General features: G+C 68.1%; 13 protein-coding genes. 6 read left to right on the forward strand and 7 right to left on the reverse strand.

The annotated features are described in order from the left end of the window. Positions 1–339 precede the first annotated feature (339 nt). Together pdxY and AC5JLE_RS05660 are read left to right on the forward strand one after the other, a co-directional pair. On the forward strand, positions 340–1,248 hold the full coding sequence (pdxY, locus tag AC5JLE_RS05655; RefSeq protein ID WP_043035460.1) for a pyridoxal kinase: 909 nt from the start codon (positions 340–342) through the stop codon (positions 1,246–1,248). Next, entirely contained in the window at positions 1,245–2,369 is a 1,125-nt protein-coding gene (locus AC5JLE_RS05660) for a prephenate dehydrogenase (RefSeq protein WP_100449882.1), read from the forward strand. Before pdxY ends, AC5JLE_RS05660 begins: the two co-directional genes overlap by 4 nt. A gap of 219 nt (positions 2,370–2,588) precedes the next feature. Here AC5JLE_RS05660 and AC5JLE_RS05665 read toward each other — a convergent pair whose 3' ends face one another. The 5 genes from AC5JLE_RS05665 to AC5JLE_RS05685 form a co-directional block, all read right to left on the reverse strand. Then, the gene (locus tag AC5JLE_RS05665; RefSeq protein WP_014646818.1) at positions 2,589–2,783 is read right to left on the reverse strand and encodes a hypothetical protein; all 195 of its coding nucleotides are present in this window, start codon (positions 2,781–2,783) and stop codon (positions 2,589–2,591) included. A gap of 70 nt (positions 2,784–2,853) precedes the next feature. Further along, entirely contained in the window at positions 2,854–4,626 is a 1,773-nt protein-coding gene (locus tag AC5JLE_RS05670; protein WP_032960563.1) for an ABC transporter transmembrane domain-containing protein, read from the reverse strand. Continuing rightward, on the reverse strand, positions 4,619–5,215 hold the full coding sequence (locus AC5JLE_RS05675; RefSeq protein WP_032960562.1) for an IMPACT family protein: 597 nt from the start codon (positions 5,213–5,215) through the stop codon (positions 4,619–4,621). Before AC5JLE_RS05675 ends, AC5JLE_RS05670 begins: the two co-directional genes overlap by 8 nt. Before the next feature lie 40 nt (positions 5,216–5,255). Further along, on the reverse strand, positions 5,256–6,254 hold the full coding sequence (locus AC5JLE_RS05680) for a hypothetical protein (RefSeq protein WP_496065100.1): 999 nt from the start codon (positions 6,252–6,254) through the stop codon (positions 5,256–5,258). Next, positions 6,251–6,769, reverse strand: coding sequence for an RNA polymerase sigma factor (locus AC5JLE_RS05685; RefSeq protein ID WP_229653773.1), 519 nt, complete (start codon positions 6,767–6,769; stop codon positions 6,251–6,253). Before AC5JLE_RS05685 ends, AC5JLE_RS05680 begins: the two co-directional genes overlap by 4 nt. A gap of 247 nt (positions 6,770–7,016) precedes the next feature. Here AC5JLE_RS05685 and AC5JLE_RS05690 point away from each other — a divergent pair, with 247 nt between their 5' ends. Further along, on the forward strand, positions 7,017–9,857 hold the full coding sequence (locus AC5JLE_RS05690) for a bifunctional diguanylate cyclase/phosphodiesterase (RefSeq protein WP_069117163.1): 2,841 nt from the start codon (positions 7,017–7,019) through the stop codon (positions 9,855–9,857). Between the two features lie 19 nt (positions 9,858–9,876). On the opposite strand, the gene AC5JLE_RS05695 is transcribed toward AC5JLE_RS05690, so the two are convergent. After that, the gene (locus AC5JLE_RS05695; RefSeq protein WP_014036864.1) at positions 9,877–10,470 is read right to left on the reverse strand and encodes an LOG family protein; all 594 of its coding nucleotides are present in this window, start codon (positions 10,468–10,470) and stop codon (positions 9,877–9,879) included. Positions 10,471–10,663: 193 nt separating this feature from the next. Further along, positions 10,664–12,160: an aminotransferase class III-fold pyridoxal phosphate-dependent enzyme gene (locus AC5JLE_RS05700; RefSeq protein WP_496065101.1), complete on the reverse strand. Its 1,497-nt coding sequence runs from the start codon at positions 12,158–12,160 to the stop codon at positions 10,664–10,666. A gap of 209 nt (positions 12,161–12,369) precedes the next feature. On the opposite strand from AC5JLE_RS05700, the gene queA reads away from it, so the two are divergent. The 3 genes from queA (at position 12,370) to yajC (ending at position 15,143) form a co-directional block, all read left to right on the forward strand. Then, positions 12,370–13,437, forward strand: a complete 1,068-nt coding sequence (gene queA, locus AC5JLE_RS05705) for a tRNA preQ1(34) S-adenosylmethionine ribosyltransferase-isomerase QueA (protein WP_496065102.1) — start codon at positions 12,370–12,372, stop codon at positions 13,435–13,437. Between the two features lie 97 nt (positions 13,438–13,534). Then, complete coding sequence (tgt, locus tag AC5JLE_RS05710) at positions 13,535–14,665, forward strand: tRNA guanosine(34) transglycosylase Tgt (protein ID WP_014646826.1); 1,131 nt, start codon at positions 13,535–13,537, stop codon at positions 14,663–14,665. Between the two features lie 133 nt (positions 14,666–14,798). Continuing rightward, complete coding sequence (gene yajC, locus AC5JLE_RS05715; RefSeq protein ID WP_014036867.1) at positions 14,799–15,143, forward strand: preprotein translocase subunit YajC; 345 nt, start codon at positions 14,799–14,801, stop codon at positions 15,141–15,143. Positions 15,144–15,202 lie beyond the last annotated feature (59 nt).

Here is a 15,202-nt window from a genome sequence, read left to right on the forward strand (position 1 = left end):
GGGGGGGTGGGTTGGTTTGCTGGGCACGCCTAAACCCAACCCGGGGGGGTTGGGCCGCGCAACCCTGGCCGCGCACCCCCCCTCAACCGGACCCACCCCGCCTTCGACAGTTTTCCGTGATCTGTCGGAACAGCTCTTGGGGTCAGATCCGTTTTCCGAAGGAAAACGGATCTGACCCCGATTTATTTCGGTATCCCACAGATGTGCCGACCAACGGTCGGCACCCACACCGCCCCGCCATCCCACGGAATGCGGCTCTTGATATTGCTTCGGCTTCGCCTTCGGCAGGTGCAGGGCTGCAAGCCCTGCCGAAAACTCCCTTGGGCGTAGAATGCGGCCATGAGCGAATCCCTTGATAACCACCTGGTCCACGGCCGCCGCCAGCGGCCGGATGGGCCGTCGCCGATCGATGTCATCTCGGTCCAGTCGCAACTTGTGTACGGCCACGCCGGCAACAGTGCCGCCGTCCCGCCGATGCGCGCACTGGGCGTGCGCGTCGCCGAAATCCCGACCGTGCTGCTGAGCAATGCGCCGTTCTACGACACTACGCGGGGCCGCGTGCTGCCCGCCGACTGGTTTGCCGACCTGCTGCTGGGTACCCACGAGCGTGGCCTGCCGCAGCGGGCGAAGATGCTGGTGTCCGGTTACTTCGGCAGCACCGCCAACGGTGCGGCCTTCGCCGACTGGCTGGACAACATCCTGCCGGCCTGCCCACAGCTGCGTTACTGCCTGGACCCGGTGATCGGTGATACCCATACCGGACCCTACGTGGAACCGGGCCTGGAAGCGATCTTCGCCGAGCGCCTGCTGCCGCACGCCTGGCTGGTGACGCCCAATGCCTTCGAACTGAATCGCCTGACCGGCATGCCGGCACTGGCCGAGGCCGATGCCATCGCCGCCGCGCGCACGCTGCTGGATCGTGGCCCGCACTGGGTGATCGCGCACAGCGTAGGCGGCAACCCGGGTGAGCTGGTCACCCTGGCGGTCGGGCGCGAGGAAACCTGGCGCTGGACCTCACCGCTGCTGCCGGTGGACGTGGCCGGTACCGGTGACGTGCTGATGTCGCTGGTGGTGTCGTTCCTGCTGCGCGGTGAGTCGATGCAGCAGGCGATTTCGCGCGCGATTGCCGGCACCCATGCGGCGCTGGAGGCGACCCTGGACAACGGCTTCGAGGAGTTTGACGTGATCGCTGCCGCGCCGGCGGCGCTGGCCGAAGGAACGCGCTTCCGCGCTGAACGCGTGGCATGAGCGGCCTGGATCCACGCACGCCGCGCACGGTCGGCATCGTCGGCAGCGCTGGTGCCTATGGGCGCTGGCTGTGCCGCTTCTTCCAGCAGCACCTGCAGCTGCAGGTGATCGGCCATGACCCGGCCGACCCGGACTCGCACACGCCGGAACACCTGCTGGCGCAGGCCGATGTACTGGTGTTCTCGGCACCGATCCGGCACACGCCGGCGTTGATCGCCGAGTACGTGCGGCAATCGGCGGGCCGCGAGCAGGGCAGGCTGTGGCTGGATGTGACCTCGGTAAAGGAGGCACCGGTGCAGGCGATGCTGGCCTCGCAGGCCGAAGTGGTCGGACTGCACCCGATGACCGCGCCACCCAAGGCGCCGACCCTGAAGGGGCGGGTGATGGTGGTCTGCGAAGCGCGGCTGCAGCACTGGCGGGCATGGGTCGATACGCTGTGCACCGCGCTGCAGGCCGAGTGCGTGCGCGCGACGCCGCAGCACCACGACCAGATGATGGCGCTGGTGCAGGCGATGGTGCATGCCACCCACCTGGCGCAGGCAGGCGTGCTGCGCCAGTACCAGCCGCAGCTGGGCGATCTGGCCGCGATGATGCCGTACCGTTCGGCGTCGTTCGAGCTGGATACGGCGATCATCTCGCGCATCCTGTCGCTGAATCCGGCGATCTACGAAGACATCCAGTTCGGCAACCCGTACGTGGCGCCGATGCTGGAGCGGCTGGTGGGGCAGCTGCAGGCCCTGCAGGTGCAGGTCGGACAGGGCGACGACGGCGCACGGGCTGCATTCCGTGAGCAGCTGCTGTCAGCCAATCGCAGTGCCTTCGGCGAGCAGGCCCTGGCGGATGGCAACTACACGTTCGAACGCGTGGGGTATCTGCTGGCCGATCTGACCGAGCGCAACGCGCTGTCGGTGCACCTGCCGGAGGACCGGCCTGGCTCGCTGCGCGAGCTGTTGAACGTGTTCGAGCAGCACCGCATCAGCCTGGCCTCGATCCATTCCTCACGCACGCCCGGGGGCGAGGTGCATTTCCGCATCGGATTCGTGGCCGGCAGTGATCCGACGGCGATCCGTCGGGCGGCGGCCGACGTGGACGCCAGCGGCATCGGACGGGTGCTGGGCTGAATTCATCCACAGGCGGTGTGGATGGTTTCTGAGCAAACGTGTGGATAACCCTGCGCAGCCCTTGTCAGGCAAGGCTGTCAAGATGCTTGGTGAAAAATTGATCACGCCTTCTTGTGGAGTCGAGCCGTGCTCGACTGCCCTTGGCAAAGAGCGTGTCGACCGAGGTCGACACCTACCAGAGCAGGGCGACACGGCCAGTGACCACCAAGGTGGGCAGCGCTAGATCATCAACCGCAGTTCGCCGCCGCTGGTGGTGAATTCGCGGCCATTGCGAACCAGATGACGCCCGTCATCCAGCTCGTAACGCGGCGTGGATTCAGAGTGATGCCCGCTGCCATTCGCCTCGGGCTTGAACTCGATGATGATGTGGCTTTCGCCATTGCTGTCGACTGCAGGGAACTGACGGAACGACATCGCGTACCTCCTTCAGCGGATGCTGCTGATGCGAGGCCAGCTTGGTCCGGCCGATGTTAGCCGGCCGTCATCAATCGATGAACTGCAGTCGTGCCAGTTCAGCGTACAGTCCGCCTTCGGCCAGAAGCTGGGCATGGGTACCTTCGGCCACGATGCGGCCCTGGTCCATCACCACGATGCGGTCGGCCTTGAGCACGGTGGCCAGGCGGTGGGCGATGACCAGCGTGGTGCGACCGGCCATCAGCCGCTCCAGCGCCTGCTGCACGCTGTGCTCGCTCTGTGCGTCCAGCGCGCTGGTGGCTTCATCGAGCAGCAGGATCGGCGCGTCCTTCAGCAGTGCGCGGGCAATCGCCACGCGCTGCTGCTGGCCACCGGACAGGCGCGCACCGCGTTCGCCCAGCTCACTGTCGTAGCCCTGCGGCAACGCGCGCAGGAAGCCATCGGCCTCGGCCGCACGCGCGGCAGCTTCGACCTCGGCGTCACTGGCCTGCAGGCGGCCATAGCGGATGTTGTCGCGCGCACTGGCCGCGAACAGCGTCGGCTGCTGCGGCACCAGCGCCAGCTGCGCGCGCAGCTCGGCCGGATCGACCTGGCGTACGTCGATGCCATCCACGCAGATGCGGCCGCTGGCCGGATCGTGGAAGCGCAGCAGCATCGACAGCACCGTGCTCTTGCCCGCGCCCGACGGGCCGACCAGGGCCACCGTCTCGCCCGGGCGGACATGCAGGTTGAAGTGGTCCAGCGCGGCCTGGTCCGGACGTTGCGGATAGTGGAACACCACGTCGTCGAACTGGATTTCGCCGCGCAATGGTTGCGGCAGAACGTGCGGCTGCGCCGGCGCACGGATCTCGATGTCTTCCTGCAGCAGTTCGCCAATGCGGCCCATGCCACCGGCTGCACGCTGCAGTTCGTTCCACACTTCGGCCAGCGCGCCCACCGAGCCGCCGCCGATCAGCGCGTACAGCACGAACTGCCCCAGCGTGCCGGCACTGAGGCGCCCGTCGATGACATCGTGCGCGCCCAGCCACAGCACGCCAACGATGGCGCCGAACACCAGCAGGATGGCGCTGGCGGTGACCAGCGACTGCGCACCGATGCGTCGGCGCGCGGCGCCGATGGCATCGCCCAGTGCCTTGTCGAAGCGTCCGCGCTCGTAAGGCTCACGTGCATGTGCCTGCACCGTGCGCACGGCGCCCAGCGTCTCGCTGGCCAGGCTGTTGGCATCGGCGATGCGGTCCTGGCTGCTGCGTGCAACCGTGCGCAGCTTGCGCGCGCCGATGATGATCGGCAGTACCGCCAGTGGGATGCCGAGCAGCGACCATGCCGCCAGCCTGGGGCTGGTGACGAACAGCATGGCCAGGCTGCCGACCACGGTGACGCTGCTGCGCAGGGCGACCGACATGGTCGAGCCGACCACGCTGCGCAGCAGTTCGCTGTCAGCGGTCAGGCGCGAGACCAGTTCGCCGCTGCGGCTGCGGTCATGGAAACCGGCACCGAGCTGGATCAGGTGTGCGTACAGGCGGCTGCGCAGGTCGGCCACGACTTTTTCGCCAAGCAGCGACACGAAGAAGAACCGTGCGGCCGTTGCCAGTGCCAGCACCACCGCCACCAGCATCAGCAGGGCGAAGGCACGGTTGATCTGGCCACCGCTGGTGAAGCCGTGGTCGATCATCTGCTTTACGGCGGGGGGCAGGCTCAGCGTGGCGGCCGAAGAGACCGCCAGCGCCAGCAGCCAGGCGGTGAACAGCCCGCTGTGGCGGCGCACGAACGGCCACAGCGTCCGCAGGCTGCCGAGGCGGCGCAGCGGTGGGGCCGAGGCGGGGGCGTCGTCCTTGTCAGTCATCCTGGTCGTCGTCTTGTATGCGGATACGGTCACGGGTGGCGTCGCGCAGGCGGATTTTCAATGCATCGACCTGATCGGCCGGCAATTCGACCCGCAGGCACACGCCGTTGGCATCGAACTGTTCATCGCGCTTCACAGCGCCGAAGCTGGGAAGGGTGGCATGCAGGGTGCCCAGATCCTCGAAGCCGGCCAACAGCTGCAGCCGGGCCATCGCCACCAGCGGCAAGCGCGGGGCGGTACGCAGGCATTCGGCGGCGGCGCCACCGTAGGCGCGCACCAGTCCACCGGCGCCCAGCTTGATACCGCCGAACCAGCGCGTCACGACCACCATCACCCGGTCGAAGCCCTGGCCGTCGATCGCAGCCAGGATCGGCCGCCCAGCGGTGCCGGCGGGCTCGCCATCGTCACTGGAGCGGTAGTCCTGGCCGTGCCGGTAGGCCCAGCAGTTGTGGGTTGCGTCGGCTACGGCCACCTGTTGCAGGAACGCCAATGCTGCCGCGGCGCCATCGATCGGCGCGGCATGGGCAATGAAGCGGCTGTGTTTGACTTCCAGCGTGTGGCTTACCGGCTGGGCGAGGGTATCGGGCATTCCCGCCATTCTACGGGGTCGCCGGAGGTCACTGCCCGCTTCAGTCGTCCAGCAGCGGGCGCAGGTCGCGCGGCAGGCGTGCTTCCGGATACTGCTGCACATAGCGCTCCAGGCTGGCGCGGGCCAGGTCGCGCTGGCCGTCATCGCGGCGCGCGCGGATCTTCTGCAGCCACTGCCGTCGCGGCAGCTGTGCATCGGCGTCCACCTCGGCCTGCACGGCATCCGCACTGAGCCGCGCGTCGGCGCCGCGGCGCATGACGCCGGGCGCGGAGCGGCTCGGGGCCTGCCGCTTCATCGAGGTGATCTCTACCCGATCCAGTGCCTGCGCCCGTTCCGCATCGGCAGCGTTGGCCATTGGCGCCTCGGCGGTGCGTGCTTTCAGCGCCCCTGCCGGGGCCGGCGCCAATGCCGGTGCAGGTGCCGAATAGGCAGCCGGTGCGGGAGGCGCGGGCGGTGCCGCTGCCGGTGCGGCGGCCGGAGCAGGCGGGAGCGCCGCAAAGGACGTATCGGCGGCCGCATCCGCCGCCATCGATCGTGCAGCCTGGGCCGGAGCTTCAGCAGTCTCGGTCGGCGCAGGCTTGGCTACCCGCGCGACGGGCGGCGCCGGGGGAGTAGCAACAGGGGCCGCCTCGGGTGCTGCAGGTTCGGTGGCCGTTTCCGATGCCGCAGCCGCGCTGTCGGCTGGACTGCTCCCAGCGGCCTGATCGGCGGCCGCGACGTCTGCCGCAGCGGGTGCCGCAGCAACAGCGGCCTCGCCTGCCGGAACCGGCGGCGGTTCCGGGCGCAGCTGCCAGGCGATGCCGATGGCGAACACCATCGAGGCGGCGATGCCGAACACCGCCGGCCAACGCGGACGTGTGCGCTGCCTGCGCGGCCCCTCGGCGGAGACAGCAGCATCGGCCGCCGGCGCGTCCACGGCAGCGCGGGCCGCGGCCAGGATGGCAGCGTCCAGTGCGGCGGGCGGAGCCTGCTCGGCGCGACGGCCGAGCAGCCGGGCCAGCTCGCGTTCTTCCGGCGTCAGCGGTTCGTCTCGGTTCATGCGTTCAATCCCGCACGCAGCTTGTCCATCGCATAGCGCAGCCGCGATTTCACGGTTTCCCGGCCTACGCCGGTGATCTGGCCGATCTCCTCCAGGCTCAGTTCCTGATCCAGCCGCAGCTGCAGCACTTCGCGCTGCTCGGGCGGCAGTTGCTCCATCGCCAGCTGGATGCGGCGACGTTGTTCGAATTCGGAAAGCTCGGCTTCCGGGGTCTGCCCGTCCTCGATCGCGGCCAGGCGCAGGTCGGCGTCGGCCGGTGCGGCAGGGCGATGGCGAGCGGCCCGCCAGTGGTCGTTCAGGCGGTTGTGGGCGATGCGGAACAGCCAGGTGCTGAATGCAGCGTCAGGCTGCCAGCCCGCGCGCGCGCTGATCACCCGCTGCCAGACATCCTGGAAGATCTCCTCGGCCAACGCGTTGTCGCGCAGTTGCCGCAGCAGGAAGCCGAACAGGCGCTTGCGATGGCGTGCATACAGGCTTTCGAACGCGCGCAGGTCGCCACCGGCCCAGGCCAGCATCAAGGCTTCATCGGTTGGCAGTGCGCTGGCTTCCACGGCGTACAGGGTAAGGCCTGCAGGCGGTGGCGCATAGCCGGTGACGGGGGCGGGCAGGGCGAGGTTCATGGCGTGGAAGCGGCTACGGGCAGGAGGAAAAACGTACGGGCGCACGATTCGGGGTTTACGGGCTTCCATTGCCCCCCGGGTGGCGCGCTATGCTCGGCGGCTCAGGGGAGGCGACGCACAGACGGCGCCGAGAGATTGTCATTTGTCCACGCACGTTGAACCGGCGGAAGAGCCACCACACGAGGCCGTGCTGAGCACGGCGCTGGTGCGCGCATTGCATGCGCTGCTGCCGGACTCGGCCGTGGTCCGCGTTGGCTGGGATGACCCGCAGCTGGGCCGCGGACAGGGCGGCTGGCCGGCTGTCGCGGCGGCCGACGCGTTGACGGTGCCCGGCGTGGGCAACGGTTGCCATGGCTGGGAATATGACGGTGCCCGCCTGCAGTTGTCGGTCGAAGGTGCCGTGCCTTCAGCGGCGTGGTGGGGGCTGGCCCGGCAGGCCATGGAGCTGGCGCTGCAGCGCGGTCGCCAGGCCGGGCAGATCAAGGCGCTGGAAGAAGCTGAACGGCTGCAGCAGGCGCTGTTCCAGATCGCCGATCTGGCTGGCGCCGACCTGGAGATGTCGGAGATGCTGCGTCACGTGCACGGCGTGCTTGGCACGCTGATGTACGCGGAAAACTGCTACATCGTCGAGTACGACGATGTCCGCGACCAGATCCGCTTCCTGTACTTCGCCGACCAGGTCGATGACTTCGTCGCCGATCCGTCGCAGAGCCATGACGCCGACGAGATGCCGCGCAGCCTGACCGTGGCGTTGCTGCGCCACGGCAAGCCGCTCAGCGGCCCCTCGCGCGAGTTGCTGGCGCGCGTGGTCGAGCAGGAGCACGACCCGCAGCGTGGACCGGAGAGCCTGGACTGGCTGGGCGTGCCGATGCTGCGCGATGGCCGGGTATGCGGCGCCATCGTGGTGCAGAGCTATGAGCTGGCGGCCCGTTATGGCGAGGCCGAGCGGGCGCTGCTGGGTTTTGTCGCGCAGCACGTGCAGACCGCGATGGACCGGCGCCAGGCGCAGGTCCGGCTGGAACAGCAGGTGGAGCGGCGCACGCTGGAGCTGCAGCGTGCCAACCACAGCCTGCAGGATGAAGTGGCCGAGCGCCGCCGCGCAGAGCAGCTGCAGACCGCGCTGTACAACATCGCCGAGATGGCGATGTCGGCCGACAGCCTGGCCCAGTTCTACGGGCAGGTGCATGGCGTGGTCGGGCGCCTGCTTGACGCGCGCAATTTCTACATCGCGCTGGTGAACGGGGCCGGCAGCGGCCTGGACTTCGTCTACTCGGTGGACGAGCACAACGCCAGCCGTGCGCCACGCCCGTTCAGCCGCGGCCTGACCGAGTACGTAGTGCGCAACCGGCGTCCGTTGCTGGCTTCGCGGCAGCAGATCGACGCACTGCTGGCCAGCGGTGAAGTGCGCGAATCGGGCGCACGTTCGCATTGCTGGCTGGGTGTGCCGCTGCTTCGCGATGACGAGGTGGTCGGCGCGATCGTGGTGCAGAGCTACAGCGAGAACAGCACGTTCAGCGTGCACGATCAGCGCTTGTTGACCTTCGTTGCACAGAACATCGGAACCGGGCTGGCGCGCCAGCGCGACCAGCAGCAGCTGCGTTCGGCGCATGCCGAGCTGGAAAAGCGCGTGGAGGAACGTACCCGCGAGCTGGCCGAGGTCAACGAGAAGCTGCTCGGGCAGATCGGCGAGCGCCTGCGTGCCGAGCAGCGCCTGACCCATCAGGCCATGCACGATGCGCTGACCGGCCTGCCCAACCGCCTGCACCTGCTCGATCGCCTGCAGGATGCGCTGGCGCTGGCCAAGCGCGAGGGTGGGCCGGTGTTTGCCGTGCTGTTCCTCGACCTGGACCGCTTCAAGCTGGTCAATGACAGCATCGGCCACGCTGCCGGCGATCGCATGCTGGTGGAGGTGGCCAAGCGCATCGTATCGATGGCCGGCACCGATGACGTGGTGGCGCGGCTGGGCGGCGATGAGTTCGCGGTGCTGCTGCAGTGTCCGCAGGGGCTGGCACAGGCGCTGGAGTTCGGCCAGCGGCTGTTGCTGGCACTGCAGGAATCGATGTGGATCGCCGGGCGCGAACTGTTCCCGTCCGGCAGCCTGGGCATCGCCTTGTGGAACCCGCGCTACCGGACCGGTGAAGAACTGCTGCGCGACGCAGACGCGGCGATGTACCGGGCCAAGGCGCAGGGTCATGACCGCTGCGCGATCTTCGACGAAGACATGCGCGAAGAAGCGATGCGCAGCCTGGACCTGGAAGCGGATCTGCGACGTGCGATCAACAACCGCGACTTCGTGCCGTTCTACCAGCCGATCGTGCGCCTGTCCGATGGCGAAGTGGTGGGGCACGAGGCCTTGCTGCGCTGGCGCCACGAGCGTCGTGGCCTGTTGCTGCCCGGGGCGTTCCTGGAGCTGGGCGAGGAAAGCGGCCTGATCGAGCAGGTCGACTGGCTGATCTACGAACAGGTCATCGCGGGACTGGCCGAAGGCGGCCACGGCTATGTCTCGGTGAACGTATCGCCACGCCATTTCCGCTCGGCCGAGTTCAGTGGCCGCCTGTTCGGCCTGCTCGATGCATGCGGTGCCGACCCGCGCCGGCTGCGCCTGGAGATTACCGAGGTGGCGCTGCTGGATGATGGCCCGCACACGCTGCGCATCCTGCAGGGCCTGCGCGAGCGTGGCATCCAGGTGCAGCTGGACGATTTCGGTACCGGCTTCTCGGCGCTGTCCTACCTGCACCGCTTCCCGATCAGCACGTTGAAGATCGACCAGAGCTTCATCGCCGGCCTGCATGGGCCGGAAGTGCAGAGCACGCGCGCGCTGGTCGAGGGCGTGCTGTCACTGGCCCGCACCTTGGGCATCGAAACCATCGGCGAAGGCATCGAGACCGAAGCGCAGCGGCAGACGCTGCGCGAACTTGGTTGCGACTACGGCCAGGGCTACCTGCTGGGCCGCCCGGCGCCGTGGGACGGCGCGGTGGCCTGAGCCACCGCGCCGGGTCGCCTCAGCGCAGGGCGGAGCGACGCTTCTCGTCGATCCACTTGGAAGCCTGGGCCGGCTGATAGTTCTGCATCCACTCCAGCATTTCCTCGATGTCCGAGCCGTACCACAGGTCCTGGCGCTGGTCCGGATGCAGGAAGCGCTCTTCCACCATGCGATCGATCATGCCGATCAGCGGGGCGTAGAAGCCTTCCACGTCGAGGAAGGCGCATGGCTTGTTGCCGATGCCCAGCTGGCGCCAGGTCAGCATCTCGAAGATCTCTTCCATGGTGCCGAAGCCGCCGGGCAGGGCGACGAAGCCATCGGCGAGGTCGAACATGCGCGACTTGCGCTCATGCATCGAACCGACGATCTCCAGTTCGGTCAGGCCGCGGTGGGCCACTTCCCAGTCGGCCAGCTGGCGCGGGATCACGCCGGTCACCTCCCCGCCGGCGGCGAGCACGGCATTGGCCACGGTTCCCATCAGGCCGACGTTGCCGCCGCCATACACCAGGCGCAGGCCGTCACGGGCGATGCGATCACCCAGGGCAATGGCGCGTTCGGTGTAGGCCGGCTTGCTGCCAGCGTTGGAACCACAGTACACACAGATCGATTTCATGGATCTTCCTGTCTCTTGGCCGGAAACGAAAACGCCCCGTCGCCAACCGCAGGGCGGTCAGGGACGGGGTGTCGGTGGATTATGAGGCCTTGACAGGCCTTCTGTAGAGCCGAGCCACGCTCGGCTGCGCTTCGTTCAGATCGCGGCAAAGGCTGAGTCGAGCATGGCTCGACTCTACAAACGCCAAGCAGGCTTACGCGGCAGCCGCCTGTTCGCGACGCGGGCCTTCACGCAGGGCGCGGCCCACCATGCCGACCAGCAGGTCCAGCTCATCGCTGTCCATGCCGAAGTGCGGGGTGAAGCGCAGCGAATTCTCGCCGCCGTGGATCACGTTGATGCCGTGCTGGCGCAGCCATTCCTCGGTGGAATTGGCGCCGTAGCACTTGAACTGCGGGGCCAGCTCGCAGGAGAACAGCAGGCCGGTGCCCTGCACCTTGGTGATCAGGCCGCCCAGTTCGCTCTTGAGCTGTTCCAGCTTGCGCACTGCCTCGGCACCGCGTTCGGCGATGTTGGCACGCACCTGCGGGGTCAGCTGCGCCAGGGTGGCACAGGCCACGTCCAGCGCGCGTGGGTTGCTGGTCATGGTGTTGCCGTAGATGCCCTTGCGGTACAGCTGCGCGGCGTGCTCGGTCACCGCCAGCACCGACAGCGGGTACTGCGCGGCGTTGAGCGCCTTGGAGTAGGTCTCCATGTCCGGCGGATCCAGGCCTTCGAAGCCCGGGTAATCGACCACCGACAGCACGCCATGCGCGCGCAGACCAGCCTGGATCGAGTCCAGCAGCAGCAGGCTGCCGTGCGCACGGGTCAGCTCACGGGCCACGGCATAGAACGCCGGCGGCACCGAACGGCCCGGGTCGCCTTCGCCCATTACCGGTTCCAGGAACACCGCCTCGATGAACCACTGGTTGCGTGCGGCGTCCTCGAACACCTTGCGCAGGCCGGTCTCGTCGTACGGCGCCACGGTGATCACCGAATCCTCGCCGCGGTAGCTGGCCAGGTGCTGCATGTAGCTCTTGCGGCTGGAATCGGAATACAGGGCAGGGCGGTCGGTACGGCCATGGAAGCTGCCCTTGACCACCACGCGCTTGATCGTGGCGCCGGCGTGGCGCCCGCCCGGGTCGGTCTGCAGCTTGGCGTTGACGTCGGCGATGCGCGCGGCCAGGCCGACCGCCTCGGAGCCGGAATTCAGGCACATGAAGCGCGCGAACGGGCAGCCGCCACGGCGGTGGCCGATCTCGGCGCGCAGGGCCGTGATGAAGCGCTGCTGCGACAGGCTGGGGGTCATGATGTTGGCCATCACCTGTGGGCGTGCCATCGCATCCAGCACGGCATCCGGGGTATGCCCGAAGCCGAGCATGCCGTAGCCGCCGGCGTCGTACAGCACCGCGCCCTTCAGGGTGACCACCCAGGGGCCACGCGCGGCCAGCGCCACGTACGGGGTCACTGCATCATCGGCGTAGAAATTGACGAAGCCGTCCTGCATCGCGTCGATCTGCGCCTGTTCGTCCTGCGCCAGCAGCGGCCCCAGGTCGGCCTGCACGCGCGCGAACTCCTCGGCGGCGGCATCCACTGCGGCGATCAGCTGCGGGTGGCGGACGGACAGGGCGGTCAGGGTGGCGTCGTCCAGGCCGGTGGTGAGGCGGGTGCCGGGCTGGGTGCGCAGGGGGGCGAGGCGTTCGATGAAGCTCATTGCAGATCTCCTGAAACGATGGGTCGCACGGGCCTTCAAAAGCAAAACGCGCGTCAACGCGCGCTTGGGGGCAGGCTCGTGCAGCGGACTTCCGACTCGATGCTAGCACTTGTTTTTTTGCGCGATAACCCCGCAAAAACCTGCTGCATAGCAGCATTTTGCGCGACGTTCGCCGCGAAGCACGCCGGCTCGCAGACGCTGGACGTACAATGCGCGCCATTGTCGACCTGTTGCCGCCCACTGCCTTGAAGAAGTCCGATTTCAACTACGACCTGCCGGCCGAACTGATCGCGCAGGCGCCCCTGGCCGAGCGTTCCGCCAGCCGCCTGCTGCTGGTGCCGCAAGCCCCCGCCGCGTTCACCGACCTGCAGGTGCGTGACCTTCCGTCGCTGCTGCAGCCGGGCGACCTGCTGGTGTTCAACGACACCCGGGTGATCCCGGCGCGCCTGTTCGGGCAGAAGGCCAGCGGCGGCCGCGTGGAGATCCTGATCGAGCGCTTGCTCGGCGGCCAGCAGGCCCGTGCCCAGGTGGGCGCCAGCAAGTCGCCGAAGGCCGGCAGCCGCATCGCGCTGGATGCCGGTGGCGAAGCCGAGGTGCTGGGCCGCGATGGCGAGTTCTACGTGCTGCAGTTCCACGTGCCCGAGTCGCTGGAGCAGTGGCTGCTGCATGCCGGCCGCCTGCCGCTGCCGCCGTACATCCAGCGCGAGCCGGGCGTGGACGACCGCGAGCGCTACCAGACCGTGTTCGCGCGTGAAGTGGGCGCGGTGGCGGCACCGACCGCGGGCCTGCATTTCGACGAACCGTTGCTGGCCGCACTGAAGGAAAAGGGCGTGGAGTTCGGCCACGTCACCCTGCACGTGGGCGCGGGCACCTTCCAGCCGGTGCGTGCCGAAGACCTGAAGGACCACGTGATGCACCGCGAGTGGCTGAATGTCGGTGCCGAACTGGTGCAGCAGGTGCGGCGCACGCACGCCGCCGGCGGCCGCGTGATCGGCGTCGGCACCACCGTGGTGCGCGCGCTGGAAAGCGCGATGCGCGATGGCGAGCTGCTGCCGTTCGCCGGCGAGACGCAGATCTTCATCACCCCCGGCTACCGCATCCGCAGCGTCGACGCGATGGTGACCAACTTCCACCTGCCGGAAAGCACGCTGCTGATGATGATCTCCGCGTTTGCCGGCAAGGAGCGCGTGTTCGAGGCCTACCAGCACGCGATCGAGCAGCGCTACCGCTTCTTCAGCTACGGCGACGCGATGCTGCTGTTCCCGCAGGCGGGGTAGCGCGCCCCGGGAGGGCAGGGGCCCCTGTGGGTGCGCACCTTGGTGCGCACGCCTTCTTGGGAGACAATAGGCAACTATTTGCCTCAATGACCGCTCCATGTCCCGACTGCAGTTCCAGCTCCAGACCCGCGACGGCCGTGCCCGCCGTGGCCGCCTGACCTTCCCGCGTGGCACGGTGGAAACGCCGGCCTTCATGCCGGTGGGGACCTATGGCTCGGTCAAGGGCATCCTGCCGGACCAGGTGCGCGCGCTGGGCGCCGAGATCATCCTCGGCAACACCTTTCACCTGTACCTGCGCCCGGGCCTGGACATCATCGCCGACCACGGCGGCCTGCACGGCTTCTGCCGGTGGGATGGCCCGATCCTGACCGACTCCGGCGGCTTCCAGGTGTTCTCGCTGGCGCACCGCCGCAAGATCACCGAGCAGGGCGTGACCTTCGCCTCGCCGACCGACGGCGCACGGGTCTTCCTCGGTCCCGAGGAGAGCATGAAGATCCAGAAGGTGCTCGATTCGGACATCGTGATGATCTTCGACGAATGCACCCCGTACCCGGCCACCGAGGACGTTGCCCGCCGTTCGATGGAGTTGAGCCTGCGCTGGGCGCAGCGCAGCCGCAACGCGCATGACGAACTGGGCAACGACGCGGCCCTGTTCGGCATCGTCCAGGGCGGCGTGCATACCGACCTGCGCAGCCGCTCGGCCGATGCCCTGCAGGCGATCGGCTTCGACGGCTACGCCATCGGCGGCCTGGCCGTGGGCGAGCCGGAGCACGAGCGCAACGCCATGCTCGACCACCTGGACCCGGAGCTGCCGGGCGACCGCCCACGCTACCTGATGGGCGTGGGCCGGCCAGAGGACCTGGTCGAGGGTGTCGCACGTGGCGTGGACATGTTCGATTGCGTGATGCCGACCCGCAACGCCCGCAACGGCCACTATTTCACCTCGTTCGGCACCGTCCGCATCCGCAACTCCCAGTACGCGCGCGACATGGACCCGATCGAGCCGGGTTGTGGCTGCGTGGCCTGCACCGGCGGCTACACCCGTTCCTACCTGCGCCACCTGGACCGCTGCAACGAGATGCTGGCGCCGATGCTGGGCACCCTGCACAACCTGTTCTACTACGAAAAGCTGATGGCCGACATCCGCGCGGCGATCGAGGCGGGAACCTTCCTGGCCTTCCGTGAGTCCTTCTACGCGGCACGCGGGGCGGTGGCCCCGCCGCTGTAACCCGAACGCCCCCTGCCAAACGGCCCAAGGACGAACGCCCGGGGCCGTGGCATACTTCAAGGCTGACCCAGATCCGCGGTCGACACCCCCGTCCCTGAAGGGACGGGAGCGCCGCCCAACCAAAGGACCAACGATGAACCTGCTTGCTTTCCTGATTCCCGCCGCCCACGCCCAGGCCGCCGGCGGCCAACCGCAGGGCATGGGCCTGACCACGCTGCTGTTCCCGATCATCCTGATCGCCATCATGTACTTCCTGATGATCCGCCCGCAGATGAAGCGGCAGAAGGAACACAAGTCCATGCTGGAGAAGATCAAGCGTGGCGACGAAGTGCTGACCAACGGTGGCATCGCCGGCAAGGTCACCGACATCGGCGACAACTTCATCACCATCGAAGTGGCCGAGAACGTGCGCATCCGCGTGCAGAAGGGCGCTGTCGGCAGCGTGCTGCCGACCGGCACCCTGGATTCGGCCAAGTAAGCCACTCCCTTTCCGAAGCACAACCGCGGCGCCGGGGATGGCGCCGCGCGGGACCCAAG

This window comes from Stenotrophomonas sp., from assembly GCF_059505245.1.